This window comes from Spirosoma fluviale, assembly GCF_900230225.1.
GTDB classification, from domain to species: domain Bacteria; phylum Bacteroidota; class Bacteroidia; order Cytophagales; family Spirosomataceae; genus Spirosoma; species Spirosoma fluviale.
Window position 1 is genome coordinate 549,554 of the sequence record NZ_OCNH01000001.1, and the last position, 15,913, is coordinate 565,466.

General features: G+C 52.1%; 8 protein-coding genes. 2 read left to right on the plus strand and 6 right to left on the minus strand.

Annotation, left to right across the window (positions count from 1 at the left end; genetic code table 11):
* Positions 1-27: 27 nt before the first annotated feature.
* Together CRO74_RS02350 and CRO74_RS02355 are read right to left on the minus strand one after the other, a co-directional pair.
* Positions 28-3,870, minus strand: coding sequence for a hydantoinase B/oxoprolinase family protein (locus tag CRO74_RS02350; RefSeq protein ID WP_097124386.1), 3,843 nt, complete (start codon positions 3,868-3,870; stop codon positions 28-30).
* Between the two features lie 2 nt (positions 3,871-3,872).
* Positions 3,873-4,625, minus strand: coding sequence for a DeoR/GlpR family DNA-binding transcription regulator (locus CRO74_RS02355; protein WP_097124387.1), 753 nt, complete (start codon positions 4,623-4,625; stop codon positions 3,873-3,875).
* A 54-nt stretch (positions 4,626-4,679) separates the two neighbouring features.
* Here CRO74_RS02355 and nudK point away from each other — a divergent pair, with 54 nt between their 5' ends.
* Positions 4,680-5,270: a GDP-mannose pyrophosphatase NudK gene (gene nudK, locus CRO74_RS02360; RefSeq protein ID WP_097124388.1), complete on the plus strand. Its 591-nt coding sequence runs from the start codon at positions 4,680-4,682 to the stop codon at positions 5,268-5,270.
* 65 nt (positions 5,271-5,335) lie between these two features.
* Here nudK and CRO74_RS02365 read toward each other — a convergent pair whose 3' ends face one another.
* The 3 genes from CRO74_RS02365 to CRO74_RS02375 form a co-directional block, all read right to left on the minus strand.
* On the minus strand, positions 5,336-5,917 hold the full coding sequence (locus CRO74_RS02365) for a Uma2 family endonuclease (RefSeq protein ID WP_097124389.1): 582 nt from the start codon (positions 5,915-5,917) through the stop codon (positions 5,336-5,338).
* Positions 5,918-5,965: 48 nt separating this feature from the next.
* A complete protein-coding gene (locus tag CRO74_RS02370; RefSeq protein ID WP_097124390.1) occupies positions 5,966-8,482 on the minus strand; it encodes a PIG-L family deacetylase in 2,517 nt (838 codons plus the stop codon).
* A gap of 107 nt (positions 8,483-8,589) precedes the next feature.
* Positions 8,590-11,607 (minus strand): amidohydrolase family protein, encoded by a 3,018-nt coding sequence (locus tag CRO74_RS02375; RefSeq protein WP_097124391.1) that lies wholly within the window; start codon positions 11,605-11,607, stop codon positions 8,590-8,592.
* 232 nt (positions 11,608-11,839) lie between these two features.
* Here CRO74_RS02375 and CRO74_RS02380 point away from each other — a divergent pair, with 232 nt between their 5' ends.
* Positions 11,840-14,512, plus strand: a complete 2,673-nt coding sequence (locus CRO74_RS02380) for a sodium-translocating pyrophosphatase (protein ID WP_097124392.1) — start codon at positions 11,840-11,842, stop codon at positions 14,510-14,512.
* An 88-nt stretch (positions 14,513-14,600) separates the two neighbouring features.
* On the opposite strand, the gene CRO74_RS02385 is transcribed toward CRO74_RS02380, so the two are convergent.
* On the minus strand, positions 14,601-15,797 hold the full coding sequence (locus tag CRO74_RS02385; protein ID WP_097125985.1) for an efflux RND transporter periplasmic adaptor subunit: 1,197 nt from the start codon (positions 15,795-15,797) through the stop codon (positions 14,601-14,603).
* Positions 15,798-15,913 lie beyond the last annotated feature (116 nt).

Consider the following 15,913-nt stretch of genomic DNA (forward strand, 5'->3'; position numbering starts at 1 on the left):
TCAGGTATTGAAAGTGGTTGTTATCGGCTACTTTATTACTGTGCCCGCGCCCCCACCCCCCGGCGTTTCGATCCGAATGCGCTCCCCCGCCTGCATGGCTCGGGTAAATATACCAGGCAGCTTTTCTGTTTGGCCGTCGGCATGAATCAGGGTTTGCTGACCCGTTTCGCCCGCGTTTCCGCCGTTCAGCCCGTAGGGTTTTGCCACCCGATGCTGGCTGAGGAGCGTGGCCTGGACAGGTTCCAGAAATTCAATTTCGCGGATAATACCGTCGCCCCCGTGCCACTGGCCGGTTCCGCCCGAACCGGTGCGAATGCTGAACTCATGCAGCCGAACGGGGTATCGACGTTCCAGTTCTTCGGGGTCGGTGAGTTTGGTGTTGGTCATGTGCTGATGCACCGCCGACCGGCCATCGGCACCAACCGTGGCCCCCGCGCCCCCGCCAATGGTTTCGTAATACCCGAATGGATTTGGCGCTTCTGCCGACTTCCCGAACAGAAAATTGTTCATTGTTCCCTGGCTACAGGCGGCTAAGCCCAGCGCTTTTAACAAGGTATCGACCAGCCGCTGACTTACTTCGGTGTTGCCGCCTACCACAGCTGGGCAATCGGCGGGGGAGTTGGGGAAAATTGGGTTCAGGAAGGAAGATTCCGGCAGAATGAGGTCGACCGGGGCCATTAATCCTTCGTTTAAGGGAATATCTTTATCGCACCAGAGCCGCAGCACATACAGCACCGCGCTGTACAGAATGGATATATTGGCGTTGAGATTAGTGGGATGAACGCCCGATGTTCCCGAGAAGTCGAATGTTATCCGGTTGTTGGCTACGCTGATTTTTACACAGATTGTATGGCCATCGTCGAGGGATTCTTCGGCCGTAAATATCTGCCCATTGAGTGGTTTCAGGACTGTAAGAATGGCATCGCTGGCCGATTGCTGGAGCCGGTTCATGTAGTGTTGCACGGTCGCCAGTCCATACTGCCGGACGAGGGTTTGCAGAGCCATTTCGCCCGCTTTCAGGGAAGCCAGTGCGGCTTCGATATCCGCCTGATTTTCGGCCAGGGCGCGGGTCGGGTAGGGGGCATCGGTAAAATGAGCCGCTAATCCGGTTGTGTCGTTGTTGCTTTGCCATAGGAAGTCGCCCGCTTTCACTACGTACATGGGTTTCAGCACCACCCCTTCTTCAATCAGCGACGTGGCGTCGGGCGGCATAGAGCCCGGCACTTTTCCGCCAATCTCGGCGTGGTGCGCCCGGTTGATGACGTAGCCGATCAATTGTGGGGGAGTGCCCGAAGATTCATCGGTAAAGACGCCACTGATCAGCGTAACATCGGGCAGATGAGAGCCACCGTATTTAGGGTGGTTGGTGATGGCCACATCGCCCGGATTTAGAGCTAATTTGTCCAGGACCAGCCGGGCACAAACGCCCAGGCTACCCAGGTGAACCGGAATGTGGGGTGCATTGGCAACTAGTTCGGCATTGGCATTGAGCAGGGCGCAGGAGAAATCCAGCCGCTCCTTCACATTCACCGAGAAGGCCGTCCGTTGCAATTGTGCGCCCATTTCTTCGGCAATGGCGCGGAAACGCTGGGTAAATAATTCAAGCTGAATAACCTCGTTCGCTTCTGATTCGCCCGGCTCTTCAATGTCGGCAATGTAGTCGACAAGGGCATTTTTGTCCGCCTGAACAACCAGCCGCCAGCCTGGTTCGATGAATGCCGAAGAGGTTGTGTTAAGCAATAAAGCCGGACCGCGAAAGGTGTCGCCTTCCTGCAACTGTGTCCAGTCGTAAGCGGGGTAAGCGTCTGTTTCAAAGGCAGGTACGGCGTGGCGATGCGTTATCGGAGACCCATTCACTGGCAGTTCGTCGCCAACGGTACTGACCAGCACCCGCACGCTTTCCACCTCAATCGGGCGTGGCTGTCCGTTGGTATCGGTGGGGAAGTGGCCGTATAAATGCCGGTATTTCTGTGCGAAATCGGCGGCTAAACGGTTGCTGAAAGGCACATCGACGGTGGCTTCCTGCCCAACAAGACGCAGAAAAACAGAGTTTGATTTTGTTTCGACAGCCGTATCCGTGCCAACATCCTGCCGAAGCAGATTGGTCGCGGTTGCAATCAGCTTCCGGCATAGCTCATCAAGATCAGCCTCAACGACCGTTAGTGGTTGAAGGACGGATTGAGCAGCCATGCGTTCAATTTTTGCCTGACCAATGCCATAAGCACTCAGTAGTCCGCCATCGAAGGGCAGAATAAGCTGTTCCATGCCGAGCCGCCGGGCAATAGCGCAGCCGTGTAAGCCACCAGCACCCCCAAAAACCAGCAGCGAATAGGCTTTTGGGTCGAAACCACGTGCTACCGAAATTTTTCGGATAGCCCCGGCCATCGTCTCATTGGCGATATGTTCAAACCCCCGCAGTATGGTCATGGGCGACATCACCGAACCAGCCATTTCAATCTGTTGACAGATTGCGTCGAGGGCAGTCTGGGCATTTTCGGGGAAAACAGGAATGCCAAACTGCTTTGGGTGCAGTTTTCCCAATAGTAGATTGACGTCGGTAATGGTTAGCAATGGCACCTGGTCGGGAGTAAGCCGGGCTCCGTAACAGGCGGGTCCAGGATCGGCTCCGGCGCTATGGGGACCAACGCGCAACTGGCTTCCATCGAACCAGCAAATCGACCCCCCACCGGCGGCTACCGTTTCGATGGCCAGCGAAGGCAGTTGCAAATCGAAGGGACCAATTTTTGTTGAAAATCGGTAATCCAGCCCGCCCTGAATCCGCGCAACATCGGTACTGGTGCCGCCCATGTCGAGGGTGAGTGTGCCGCTTGTATCCGATAGCAGCATCTTGCTGTCGGTAGTATTGACCCGCGACAGCAAGATGCTGTCGGATACCTCGGCTGCACCAATAACGCCCCCCGCCGGGCCGCTTAACAGGCTATCTTTCGGTTGAAACAAATCGGCCCGAACCAGTCCGCCCGCGCTGGTCATGACGCGAACCGGACCACCACCCAGTTGCTGTTGTACATTGTCCAGATACGACCGCATAACGGGTGTCAGGTAAGCGTCGACTACCGCCGTTTGGGTTCTCGACACGTATTGCGGGGTGGTTGAAACGTTACTCGAAAGCGTTACGTAGGCATAGCCAGCACGCTGAAGCGCATCTAGTACCTGTTGTTCATGAACCGGATTTCGGTAGGCGTTGAGAAGAGATACTGCTACGGCATCAGGGTTTATTTGCTTGAGACGTTTCAGTAAGTTAGCAAGGGTCTGCTCCGATAAAGGGGTTAAAACCTGACCATCGGCCGCGATACGCTCATCCAGTTCAACTACGGAATCGTAGAGAACGTCGGCGGGTGGAATGGCCAGTTGGAAAAGGTTGGGCCGTTGCTGAGTACTAATTTTCAGCAGGTCTTTGAAGCCTTTTGTCACGAGCAGGGCCACGCGGCCACCTTTCCGTTCGAGCAGGGCATTCGTGCCTTTGGTGGTTCCCAACCGCATTTCCAGCGTTGGAAATGGTTCATTTATGGGCGTTCGGGTCAGCAACCGGGTCGCTAGAACGGGCGCTTCTTCGCCCGTAAATAACTCAACGGTAAGCAGATGGTCACTGGTCTCGAACGGGCAATCCAGCGCCAAGGCACCATTGGTTTGTAATGACCTGATCGTATAAACCTCGCCTATTTCGCTGATACGAAGCTGATAACCGTCAAAAATGGGAGCGGTGAGCCAGGGGGCCACTACGTTGCCGTTTATTAATTGGCCCCGCAGCCGACTACTGCTTAGAACTTTGGCGCGGTGGAGGGTTCCGTTATCGTCCAGGGCAATGCCATCCGTAAAGGTGCCACCGGTATCAATCCAGATTTGGTACATGGTTAATTAATCAGCGTAATGCCCGCCTTTCGATAAGCAGATATAACATCCGGCTTTGCTTCCGTATCGGTAATTAATACGTCGAACAGGCTTAGGGGCGCAAAATAGAGGTATTTGTTGGTTTCTAATTTCGACGAATCGCAGAGGAGATAAACTTTATCCGTTTGCCGGGCAATGGCCATTGTAATACTGGCTTCTTTCTCGCTGTTCGCACTCAACCCGTGTTCGAGCGAAATCCCGTCGACACCCATAAACGCCCGATTGGCCCGGTAACGGGCAATGTGTTCTTCGGCGATCAGTCCATGAATCGCCTGCCGATCCTTATCCACTTCACCACCGACTAGATTGACCGTCACATCCGACGTTAGTAACTCCGCCACAACAGGTAACGAGTTGGTAACGACTGCAATACGTTTGTTGCGGATGAACTGGCATAACCGGAATACCGTACTACCACAGTCCATAAAAATCACGTCGCCTTCCTGAATTTCCTGCGCGGCCAGTTGACAGATATAATCTTTCCGGTCGGCATTGAGGGCTGCTTTATTGGCAAATCGAAACGAGTCGGTGGCCAGACTAACCTTCATGGCACCACCGCGCGTACGATACAGCAAGCCCGCAGTCGCCAGTTGAACCAGGTCGCGCCGGACGGTCATCTCGGATGTTTGCAGTAAATCAGCCAGTTCGCGGACATCGACGGAGCCACGCTCATCGACCGTTTGTAAAATAAGCCGCTTCCGGTGTTGGAAATTCATGATGGATTACGTTGTTTTGTTCAAAAATAAACAAAATTTAACAAAAACAAACAAATGTTGGCTGAACCTACTGAACGTGTCGAAATAACGGAAGAAAAAGTATTGTCGGATAACTGGTATGTATTACGGCGTTTCACTTTCAATTACTTAGGAAAAAACGGGGAATGGACCACGCAACAGCGGGAAGCGTATGACCGTGGAAACGGCGCAACGATTCTGTTGCATAATCCGAAAACAGACACGGTCATTCTGACCCGCCAGTTTCGGTTGCCTACTTTCGTGAATGGCAATCCAACCGGTATGCTGATCGAAGCCTGTGCGGGACTGCTTGACGACGAAGACCCGGAAGATGCCATTCGGCGGGAAACCGAAGAGGAGACGGGCTACCGGATTCAGTCGGTAGAGAAGGTAATGGAAGCCTACATGAGTCCGGGATCGGTAACCGAGAAGTTATTTTTCTATCTCGCTGAATACACTGCCGATACCGAGCGAACGGATGGCGGTGGCATTGATGAGGAGGAAATTGACATCCTGGAGCTATCGGTTCGTCAGGCGATGGCCATGATGGAACGGGGGGAGATCATGGATGGCAAAACAATTATGCTACTGCAGTACTTGCGGTTGAAACAGCTGAGCCAGAACTAATGAGTTGATTACTTACTGTAGGTCAGATCCTCAAAACATCGGAATCTGGACCCACAGTAAGAAATTCAGTTCTTACTAAAGGTCACGTACTCGTAAACTTCAGCAAGCGATATCGATACACCAAGAGAACGTAACTCGATCACTCCATTCGGGTCAGATTGAACGGTTTTGTCCCAACTATGCTCGGTCAGGCGATACCAGGACTCGACTTTTGGATAGTTTTGTTCAACCAATACGTACTCCTGGAAGGAAGGCAATTGTTCATATAACAAAAACTTGCCGGATTTATCAAAGGGTGCTGTACTGCGAGATAATACTTCCACAATGAGCAAAGGATTTACAATTAAATCCTCTCGGCCCCGCCAAAATTGGGGTTCTTCACAGACAACTAACGCATCTGTATAAACACCTATATTTTCGGATTCAATGTATACTTTTTGGTCGCTGTTATAAACGATGAACTTACGCGGCAGGGGGCGCAACGTGTATTTCAACGCGCCCGTTAGGTTCGCGGCAATCTGATTATGTGTTGCTTTCGCTCCCGCCATGCGAACAATTTTGCCGTTATAAAATTCATGTTTATACTGCGACCGGGCTTCGCGAACCAGATATTCGTCAAATGAGTATTTCTTTTCGGCTGCTACCATTGTCAGGATGCTTTATCAAAAATAATCAAAACCACGTCAACGATTTCATTACTTACCCGCCGAGATCATGTTGGCAAACAACCGGTAAGCGCCCGGAACACCGGCCGGAAGCTCGCGGAAAAACACAAGACCGGTGTACATAAAATGCCCTTTGCCATATTTCGCGTAAATCAGACTGCCTTCTTTGGGGGCTTCGTTCTGGTCGTGGGATGAGAAAATGGGCTCGTAGGCTTTGTCCCAGTCCCGCGCAAAATAAATACCCCGCTCCTGAATCCAGCCCGAAAAATCGGCATCGGTTATTTTGTTGGGGTAGTTGAGCAGCGGGTGATTCGGGTTGATGAACGTCATGGGTGCGTCCTCTTCCGTTACGCGTTCGTTCACGACCGTAAACGGATACGGTCCCAATTGGGGCAGGGGAGACTCATTCCGAAAGAAGGAATTGACCGGGGTTACGTACTGCACGATCATGTTGCCCCCGTTTTTGACATATTCCATCAATTTTGGCTGATAACGGGCCATGGCGCTGTTGGTATTGTAGGCCCGAACGCCCACTACAATGGCATCATATCCGGATAGATTCCCGTTCAGTTCAGTTGGCCCCAGTATGTTAACCCGGCAACCCATTTGCTGGAGAGCCGCTGGCACTTCATCGCCCGCCCCAACAATGTAGCCGATGTTTTTGGCCGTCACTTTTACGTCCAGTTTAACCAGTTTGGCTTCTGCCGGTGGGAAAAGTGTTTGTGTCGGAATGTGTTTGTACGCGACATAACGAAGTCCCGTCGTGAACGTGCCTGTGCTGGTTGCCATCACCGCCTGTAGTTTGCCGTTCTGGGCTTTGTCGGAAGGGGTCAGGCGGAACGTGATCCGTTGTTCATCGCCTTTGTTCTTCAGTTCGAACGGTTGCGAGGCCGGTTCAATCTGCCAGCCTGCGGGTACCGCCATCTTGAGCGTGCCCGACACATTGGCCCGACCGGCTCTCAGCACAATGTCCGCTGTTTTGGGGTTGTTGTCGCTGAAGGTAAACACACGTTCGGTGAGGTTGGCCATCACGTCGGGCTGAATGATGAACGGGCGGTAAATCTCACCATCGACCGGGTCCGTCGATTTGTAAACGATCGGGCGGGTAAACGTAAAACGCTGACCGCTAATCTCGAACGTGTAACTGGCCGACAGAGCCGCCGGGTTTTCGGGGAGGCCAATGAGTTGCTGATTGTCGACTTGGAACAGGCCTTTGTCGATGGGCTTTTCGAGCCAGTAGGGCTGCGAGATCTTCGCCGTTTTAGAAATAGCTACCGTTGTTGGAAACAAGATAACGTCGTTGGGTTTCAGAGGGGTGTTGAGCGTCGTGTCTTTGCCGGTCGAATACTGAACACGTACCAGCGTAACGGGCGAATCGGCCCGATTGACGATATTGGTTGTCAGCTTAATGGTTTCGCCGGGCGTAGCGGCATAATCGGCAGGGTTGGTTTCGAACCAGAGTCCCAGACATTGCCGAATCAGTGTTTCGACTTCCTCGCGTTTGGCTTTTACGTAAATATTAGTTGTATCCAGTTTGCTGATGGTTCCGTATAGCTGAACGAGTGCCTGTACCGAAGCGGCTGGTTGGTCGGGTTTGAAACCTGCAATGACCTGGTTTACCTGCGATTGAACTGCGGCACTATTAGGCACCCGTTTCCAGGTCATATCGACACCTTCCATCGGGTCTTTCTGAACGGGATCACCACCTTTGAGCAGCAGGTAATCAACTTTGGCACCACGGTTGGCAGCCACGCCAAATCCCTGACTTTTATGCTGACTGCGACTCTCGGCCGCTATTTCGCCGTACGATTTTCCCAGTAAGGGGTTATATAAGCCTGTTTCAATGCCGATCAGATTTCCGGCTTCCTCCGGTTTTTTGTTGCTCAGAAACGCGCCGGGAATAAACATATTCCACATGATACGTTTTGCCTGCCAGGGTTTCACAAAGGCAAGCTGCTCGGGAAACTTGGTTGGGTCGTTCGAAATTTTGAACGCTTCTTCGGCCAGAAAACCCGAGGCACTGTGGTGCCCGTGACCAGCGCGGGCATCGGGTGGAAAACGGGTCATGATCACGTCGGGCTGGTATTTACGAATCATCCAGACCACGTCGGCCAGTACTTTTTCCTGTCCCCAGGTACGAACCGCTTCAGAAGTTTGTTTGGAAAATCCAAAGTCATACGCCCGGCTGAAAAACTGATCGGGGCCGTCTACCCGTCGGGCTGCGAGCAATTCCTGAGTCCGGATAATACCAATATTCTCACCCTGCTCAGGGCCAATCAGGTTTTGCCCGCCATCACCCCGCGTGAGCGAAAGGTAACCCGTACGAACGAGCCGTTCTTTAGCCAGATAAGACAGCAACAGCGTGTTCTCATCGTCGGGGTGAGCGGCTACGTAGAGCACCGATCCGAGTACATTGAGCTTTTTTAAATTTGAGAGTATTTCACCCGGTGCCGTGGGTTTGATCGGGCCGTAAGGAACCTGAGCGAAGGAGGGAAGCGTGAGCAAACTGCCAACAAGCAGTGTATGTAGCAATTTTCTAAGTAACACAGGCAGGGAATGAGTTTGAACGATTGATGCCAAAGATAAGAAAAGGCTACCTAAAACGTAGGCAGCCTTTTGCCTCACTTGACCTAACATGTATGAAAAGTTGTGTATTAAGGGCGGGTGAGGAGTTTGTTTATGGGTAGGACTTCGCCGTTCCGAATAACCTGCTCCACATTGAGCGCGTCCTTTATGTTGGTGAGTGGATCGCCGTCAACAATCACCAGATCGGCTAATTTACCTGGTTCAATCGACCCAAGATCTTTGCTGACGCCCACGGTTTCGGCCGCCCACAGCGTAGCTGACCGTAAAGCCTGATACGGCGTAAGCCCCGCACCTACAAACGATTGCAGTTCGGTGTGGAGGCTCATGCCATAAGGCACAAACGGACTATCGGTGCCGGTGGTGACGTGGGCTCCGGCATCGATCAGGGCTTTTACGCCTTTCTGGAGATTTCCGAAATTGCTCAAATAACCGGGACTCAACTTAGCGTATTGCGCCGACCCGGCCTGAAGCGCATTCGTGTACTCTTCCGAATAGAACGTTTTGTACTGCCGGTTTTCGAGCAGGCTGGGGTCATTCGTTGTCAATACGGAAAAACCACCCTGCAAGGAAGCCGTAGGGGTAATGTTCATGCCCGATTTGGCCAGTAGCTGAATCACATCCTGGTAGCTGTGGTTCATGGCCGTAATCTTGGGCGAATACCCCCGCCGACTCGTTCCGCCAATGTGTTCTACCGCATCGACATCGTAGCGCATAGCCGGGAAAATCTCATGGGAGGATACCGGTAATCCGTGGGCGTGGGCAAAGGCCGTAATGCGTTGCTGTTTGTTGTCCGGCATCCGAACGTAGGTTTTTATGAGGTCGTAGCCCAGTTGTACGGCCCGGTTGAGTTCGCGGTCGAGTTGCTCATCGGAGTTGATGCTGGTGGCGGCCCCGTAGTAAATGCGGTTGCCGTCGGTTAAGCCGCCGGTAAAGAATTGCCGGGGGCCGGGTCGTACGCCACTGGCCCACGACTCTTTCCGTTCGAGGGCATCGTAGGGGTCGGCACCGGGTTCGCGAATGGAGGTAATGCCGAAAGACAGCCACAACCGACCGATTTTTTCGCCAACCATCGAATGCTGATGGGTATGCATCTCAAATAAGCCGGGAATAACCGTTTTGGTCGATGCGTCGATCAGTTTACCCGGTCGCCCCGCCTGATGAGGCAGAATCGCCTTGATCCGGTGCCCGTCGATGATAATATCAACGTTGTTTCGGTAGGTACTGGCTTTCCCGTCAAACAACCGTCCGGCGTGCACAACTACGGTTTCGGTGGGTTGGCTAATCGTCCAGGAGAGCTCCATTGGGTGAGTATCAATGTGCCCGTCTACCAGATAAACCTGTTTGAAAACGTCCGTTGCGAGAAATAACAGGCTTTTCGAATCGCCCGTCCAGGTAGGTGTCTCTGCCTGCTCGGTGGTTAACTGACGGGGTGTACCAACGATAGTGCCATCGGGTTTAACATCGGTAATCCACAACAGGCCATCCAGTACATAGGCCATTTTAGTGCCGTCCGGCGACCAGATCGGCCCATTTTGCCCTCTTGTAGCCAGACTATGATTTGGTGCGGGCGATACATAGCGGTCGTTTTTGCCATCAAATGATAAGAGCAACACCTCACTGACGCCTTCGCGGTAGCGTGACGAGTAGGGGTGAAGGGCCGACACGGCAAGCGTTTTGCCATCCGGCGACCAGCTTGCCTGACTCGGAACAAATAGGGACTCGTGAAGCTTTCGCGTTTTAGGGGCAGTTACATCGGCGGTATAGGTAACATCGGCCACGAAGAGCGTACTGCGGCCCCAGGCGTTTCGTGGGTCGCTCTGGTAAAAGGCGATCTTACTGCCGTCTGGCGACCAGATTGGGTAATGGAGATCATCTGCCATATCCACAAGAAGCCGGTCCTGTCCGGTTTTAAGGTCACGAATCCAGACGTCCATGTTCCCGTTTCGGTCAGACACATACGTTAGTTTACTGCCATCCGGCGACCAGCCGGGTTCGACTTCCATGGACTGCCCTTGAGTCAGGCGTTCGGGCACCTTGCTTCCTTTAGTCAATAGCCATAGGTCGCCCAGGGCGGCAAACGCAATTTGTTTGCCATCGGGCGAAATCGCCGTTCCTTTAATGCCTTTCACCTGTTGCGGTTTTCGACTATCGAAATCGTATGTTTTTCGTTTGTAGGTGTTCCGGGGCAACGTAATGACCACCTGAAACGGAATGGTCTGCGCCGTCGTACTCCCCAGCCGACGCCGTTTCAAAAGCCCATCGGCCGTGTACAAATAAGTATCGGCCGAAAACCAGCTGGCCCGAAATGGGAAAACGTCTTCTTTGGCTTCCGTCAGCGTTTGTGTTTTGCCATCGGTAATAGAAGTAGTTGTCAGTCCGCTTTGGGTGTTGTTCAGCAAATTGCAGAACAACTGCGACCCGTTGGGTTGCCAGGACACACCGGCCAGTTTACCCGCTGAGGGCGCAACCAGTTTTTCGGTACCGCCCAATGGCAGAACGTAAACGCCCGGCGCATCTGTCCGATCAGAAGCATAGGCGATCTGTTTGCCATCCGGCGCATAAGCAGGGTTAAAATCGTTGCCTGAGTCGTGAGTTAGCTGAGTCAGTTTTCCGTCGGCCAGATTTAGCTGCCAGATGTCGTAGTTGCCGCTTCTATCGGAGGCAAAAACCAGTTGTTTTCCATCCGGCGACCAGTGGGGTTCGCGGTCATCATAGAGTCCGTTCGTGAGCTGCTGAGGTTTGCCTCCCGTGGCCGAAACCGTCCAAATATGATACCGTCCGTCCCAGAACGAGTGGAACGCAATTCGTTGCCCATCCGGCGACCAACTGGGCTGTCGGCAGTCGCCAAGTGGATCGGTCAATGGTTTTGCAATTCCGCCCGTTGCGGGTAAGATCCAGATGGTTCCCTGTAGGTCAATGGCAATCTGGCGTTTATCGGGCGATAGGTCGGCAGCCATGTTCGTGCCTTCCGTTACCAGTACCCGGAGGGAGTCAGCAATAGTTGCCTGAGCTGTGTTTGGACAAAGAGAGGTAAGCCAGAATTGTATGGTTATGAAAAAGGCGAATGCCAAACGGATATTCTGCATAGGGTAGGAAACTCAATAGACTGTTTTACTTCAACCTGTTTTTCTATGAACCTACGCAGCCTGTCAGCCACTTCCAAACGTTCACTCAAATTGTACCTCAGTAACCAGGAAACTCCTTGAATAACCGAAAAAATCCTCAAAAAAAGTCAATGAATTTGCCCTGGGTTTGGTCGTAATGCACGGGCAAATTCTATCTTTGCGGGCAATCAACTCTTAACTTCTACCTATTTCTATGAATTACAGTGTTTATCTGGTCCCCATCCTTGGCATCATAGGCCTGCTGGTGATGTTTACCAAATTTATGTGGGTTTCGAAGCAGGAAGCCGGAGATGCCAGGATGCAGGAAATTGCGGGCTACATTGCTGATGGTGCGATTGCCTTTCTTAAAGCCGAGTGGCGTGTTCTCACTTATTTCGGGATTATCGTAGCGCTTCTGCTGGCCTACATGGGCAGCCTGGTGCCAAATTCCAGTCCACTTATTGGGTTTTCCTTTATTCTCGGCGCGTTTCTCTCGGCGCTGGCCGGGTACATTGGTATGAATATCGCCACGAAGGCAAACGTTCGTACTGCTCATGCAGCCCGCACCAGCCTGACCAAAGCCCTTGAGGTGTCATTCACGGGTGGTTCTGTGATGGGAATTGGCGTTGCCGGTATTGCCGTGCTGGGTCTGGGTGGCCTGTTCATTGTCCTCTATAAATTATATGTTGAGCCATCGGGCGACGTTAACGGTCTACCCATGGAGAAAGCCCTCGAAGTGTTGGCCGGTTTCTCGCTCGGTGCCGAATCCATTGCGCTTTTTGCCCGTGTAGGCGGTGGTATCTACACCAAAGCGGCCGACGTTGGGGCCGACCTTGTGGGTAAAGTAGAAGCCGGTATTCCGGAAGATGACCCACGTAACCCGGCTACCATTGCCGACAACGTAGGAGACAACGTGGGTGACGTAGCCGGTATGGGTGCTGACTTATTTGGTTCATACGTGGCTACAATTTTGGCTACCATGGTATTGGGTCGCGAGATCGTTATTCCAAACGATCCAATTATAGGTCATGCGCCCATCGTTCTGCCAATGGTGATTGCCGGTCTGGGCCTGATCTTCTCCATCATTGCGACTTATTTCGTTCGGGTTAAGGATGATAACGGAAATGTACAGGCAGCCCTCAATCTGGGTAACTGGGCGTCGATTGGTATTACACTGGTTGCCTCCTACTTTCTGGTCAACGCTATGTTACCCGAAGGCATAATGTCGATTCGCGGTGTTGAATTCGACCGGATGGATGTGTTTTATGCTATTGTAACGGGTCTGGTAGTAGGGGCCCTGATGAGCATCATTACTGAATATTACACAGCTATGGGTCGTCGTCCGGTTCTGTCAATCATTCGGCAATCGGCAACGGGAGCGGCTACCAACATCATCGGTGGTCTATCGGTTGGTATGGAGTCGACAGTATTACCAATTCTGGTGCTGGCGGCCGGTATTTATACGTCGTATCACTTTGCCGGTTTGTACGGGGTGGCTATTTCGGCCGCTGGTATGATGGCAACGACAGCCATGCAGTTAGCCATTGACGCCTTCGGTCCTATTGCCGATAATGCCGGTGGTATTGCCGAGATGAGTTACCTGCCCGAAGAAGTTCGTGGTCGTACCGATATTCTGGATGCCGTTGGTAACACGACAGCCGCCAGTGGTAAAGGGTTTGCTATTGCTTCCGCTGCGTTAACGGCGCTGGCCCTGTTTGCGGCTTTTGTGGGTTTGTCAGGTATTTCGGCGATTGATATTTACAAGGCGGATGTACTGGCCGGGTTGTTTGTAGGCGGTATGATTCCGTATATATTCTCGTCACTGGCCATTGCGGCTGTAGGCCGTGCGGCTATGGCGATGGTTGAAGAAGTTCGTCGCCAGTTCCGCGAGATTCCAGGAATTATGGAAGGAACGGGCAAGCCGGAATACGAAAAGTGCGTAGCTATTTCAACGCAGGCGTCGATTCGGGAGATGATCCTTCCGGGCGCGATTGCCTTGACCGTTCCCGTTATTGTGGGCTTTATTTTTGGCCCCGAAGTACTCGGTGGTGTACTGGCTGGTGTAACCGTATCGGGCGTACTGATGGGTATTTTCATGAACAACGCCGGTGGTGCCTGGGATAACGCAAAGAAGTCCTTTGAAAAAGGGGTGTTGATCAACGGTGAGATGTTCTACAAAAAGTCGGAGCCGCACAAAGCATCGGTTACGGGCGATACCGTTGGTGATCCGTTCAAAGATACATCCGGTCCATCCATGAACATTCTGATCAAATTGATGTCCATTGTATCGCTTGTTATTGCACCATACATCGCGGTTAAATCGACCTCGGCGAGCGAAGGTAATCGGGAAGGCATTACGGCCCAGGGCGGTATGCCTGGCGTTGACCTGGAGAAATCAACGGCAGCCGAAAATATAACGGTGACGGATAATGTGCTGAAATTCAAAAACGATAAAACCGGTGTCGATCTGAATCTGTCGGGTGTTGGTAAAATTGAAGAACAACTTATTGAGTTTATCAACTCCGATAAGGCTGTCGACAAAGAGACCTGGTTCGACTTTGACAAGCTGACGTTTGAAACTGGCAAAGCAACCCTGAAGCCCGAATCGCAGGTGCAGTTAGGTAACGTGGCCCAGATTCTGAAAGCATATCCAACTGTGAAGGTTAAAGTTGGTGGATACACCGATAATACCGGTGTTGTCGCCAGTAATCTCAAGCTCTCGCAGGACCGCGCCAATTCGGTTCGGGTTGAGCTGGAGAAACTGGGAATTGACAAAGACCGGCTGGCAGCAGAAGGCTACGGCCAGGAACACCCGGTTGCGTCGAACGACACCGAAGAAGGCCGGGCACAGAACCGCCGTATCTCGATGCGGGTAACAGAAAAGTAAAGCAACAGGTAAGTTTAGCTCTTAAAAAGAAAGTCAGCCCACACAGTAGGCTGACTTTCTTTTTAAGAGCTATTTCTGTGGTTCGCAATTAGCTCCCCAGCGCATTATAAATCAGCAATTGGTTCGTCGTTACAACCCGGTCGCCGGGTGCGATACCGCCTGATAAGTAGGTCTTAGTGCCAATAGTTTTATAGATCGAAACTTCACGCACAACAGGTTGATTTTCTTTGTTGACCATTACAACGAAGTTGCGGTTTTTGTCAAAAACAACCGCAGCCGCCGGAATGGCTACCCGCTGATCTCGACCGGCATAGGTAACGCTCACATTGGCAAACATCTCGGGTTTGAGTCGGTAATCGGCGTTGTCGAGCGTAACACGTACTTTCAGGGTTTTACTATCGGGGTCAAGAACGTTAAAAATCTTATCGATCCGTCCATGGAAAACTTTGTCAGGGTAGGAGATGGTTGTTATTGTTGCTGCGTCTCCTTCGTGTACGTTGGCCAGATCGGACTCATACACGTTAGCCAGCACCCAAACGTGGTCGAGGTTAGAAACCGTAAAGAGGTTCTCTGGATCATCGGACCGCAGCTCCATGCCCGACGAGGCTGTTTTTTCCACGATAAACCCACTCATGGGCGATTTAACCAGATAAACGGAGCCTGTACCGCCAACAATCCGGCGACGTTCGCCAACCCGGTTAAGTTCTCCTTTAGCCGCCTGTAGCTGTTCCTGACTGGCAACCAGGTCTTTTTGCGAACTAAGACCAGCTTTAGTCATATCTTCCGTTACCTGCTGATTTTTCTGGGCAACGGCCAGTTGTCCGCGTGCCGATATGGCTTGTTGCTCAAGGTCGGCAAGGTCGCCGGAGCGAATTACTGCCAGCACCTGACCTTTTCGGACATAATCGCCCAGATCGGCTTTCAATGTCTCTATATGGCCACCCACCAGCGGAAACACTTTAACCACCTGATCCTGGTTAAAGGTAATCTTGCCCGTCAGGTTAAGTTCGTTTTTTGCGTTCTCCAGTTTTGCCGTATCCAGGGTGGCCGTGGCGAGAAGGTTGCTCTCCCGATGTGGAGCTTCAGTGGAAGCCCCATCGGCTTTCGTCTCACTTCGGCAGCTTAACAAGCCCGAGAATAGCAGTAATCCGACCAATACCTGGCTACAAAGCCAGCTTGGCCTGACGAATTGATGGTATTGCGATTTAACTAACTGATGACGCAGCTGAAGCCACCCTCTGTAGAGTGAGTAGCTATTTATCGAAAAAAGCAGGTGTTTGTTCATGGCTATGTTCTTCGCAACAAAAGTCTGCACAGCCAATTAAACGCTCCTTAAACAAAAATTAAAAGGTAGTTAAACCCCTATAAAAGCAAAATCCCCACCAGTGACCGGTGGGGATT